Here is a 1,882-nt window from a genome sequence, read left to right on the forward strand (position 1 = left end):
CCTTGGCCAGGGCCGAACTGGTCGATCCCGACCTGCTGCTCCTCGATGAGGCCACCTCCACCCTCGATCCGGAAACCGAGGCATCGGTGCTGGTAGCGAGCCGATCGCTGACACGGGGGCGGACCACCGTGGTGGTCGCGCATCGACTCGCGACCGCGGCGCGCGCCGATCTGGTCGCGGTGGTCGAACACGGCCGTATCGTGGAATTCGGCGCACCGTCAGACCTACTCGCCAGTAACGGCCGGTACTCCCGACTCTGGGCGGCGGGGCTGGAGGCAGAGGGCATAGTGTCGACCCAAGACCGGTAGCGACGCCTGTCAACCGCTGGGCATATGCTCGGTGAGGGCGCATCGGCAGCCATCCGCTGATTCCCCTGCCGGGCACGTCACAAACGTCGCAGCGCGAAGAACGAAATGAGGCGAACACCAGCTGTGAGCAGCTCAACTTCCCAGTTCGGACAGAACCAGTGGCTAGTCGACGAGATGTATCAGAAGTTCAAACAGGACCCGTCCTCGGTCGACGCGAGTTGGCACGAGTTTCTCGCGGACTACACGCCGGAAGCCACCGAATCCGCTAACAGCCAGGCACCGGTCGCCTCCTCCGCTCCCTCAGCAGCCGCAGCCCCCAAGGCGGCTGCTGCGCAGACCCCGGCTCCCAAAGCCGTGGTAGCGACGGCACCGCCCAAGCCCGCCGCGGCTCCAGCCGCCGCTCCGGCTCCGGCCGCCAAGACGGTGCGCGCACCGCAGACCACACCTGCACCGGTGTCGAACGCACCGGCCACCACCGCGCCCAAGGCTGCCGCCGCCGGTCCGGAGAACAAGGTGCTGCGCGGCCCCGCCGCCGCGATCGCCAAGAACATGTCGGCCTCGCTGACGATCCCCACCGCGACGTCGGTGCGCGCGATCCCGGCCAAGCTGATGATCGACAACCGCCTGGTGATCAACAACCACCTCGCCCGCACCCGCGGCGGCAAGATCTCGTTCACCCACCTGCTGGGTTACGCGATCGTGCAGGCGATCAAGACGTTCCCGAACCTGAACCGCCACTTCGCCGAGATCGACGGCAAGCCGAACTCGGTCACCCCGGCCCACACCAACCTGGGCCTGGCGATCGACCTCCAGGGCAAGGACGGCAACCGATCGCTGGCCGTGGCCGCCATCAAGGAAACCGAAGACATGAGCTTCGGTCAGTTCCACGCGGCCTACGAGGACGTCGTGCGCCGGGCACGCGAGGGCAAGCTCGGTAACGACGACTTCTCCGGCGTCACCATCTCGCTGACCAACCCCGGCACCATCGGCACCGTGCACTCGGTGCCGCGCCTCATGCCGGGCCAGGGCGCGATCATCGGCGCCGGTGCGATGGAGTACCCCGCCGAGTTCCAGGGCATGAGCGACGAGCGGATCGCCGATATCGGCGTCGGCAAGCTGATGACGCTGACCTCGACCTACGACCACCGCATCATCCAGGGTGCCGAGTCGGGCGATTTCCTGCGCACCATCCACAACCTGCTGATCTCCGACGAGTTCTACGACGAGATCTTCCACGGCCTGGGCGTGCCGTACGAGCCGATCCGCTGGCGCAAGGACATCAGCGCGCGCGGGGTCGACAAGAGCGCGCGGGTGCTCGAGATGATCGCGGCCTACCGCAACCGCGGTCACCTGATGGCCGACACCGATCCGCTGCGCCTGGTCAAGGACAAGTTCCGCAGCCACCCCGACCTCGATGTCACCGAGCACGGCCTCACCCTGTGGGACCTGGACCGCACCTTCGACGTGGGCGGTTTCCACGGCCAGGAGCGGATGAAGCTGCGCGATGTGCTGTCGATCCTGCGTGACGCGTACTGCCGCCACGTCGGTGTGGAATACACCCATATCCTCGAGAC

Annotated in this window: 1 protein-coding gene and 1 pseudogene; both read left to right on the plus strand. The window is 67.1% G+C overall.

All coding sequences use genetic code 11. The annotated features are described in order from the left end of the window. A pseudogene (locus ACFWF3_RS34230) lies at positions 1-308 on the plus strand (iron ABC transporter permease); the annotation flags it as partial. A 105-nt stretch (positions 309-413) separates the two neighbouring features. Continuing rightward, on the plus strand, positions 414-1,882 hold a 1,469-nt coding region (locus tag ACFWF3_RS34235; RefSeq protein WP_379318170.1), incomplete at its 3' end, for a 2-oxo acid dehydrogenase subunit E2.

The sequence above is a fragment of the Nocardia sp. NPDC060220 genome (assembly GCF_042727815.1).
GTDB lineage: Bacteria > Actinomycetota > Actinomycetes > Mycobacteriales > Mycobacteriaceae > Nocardia.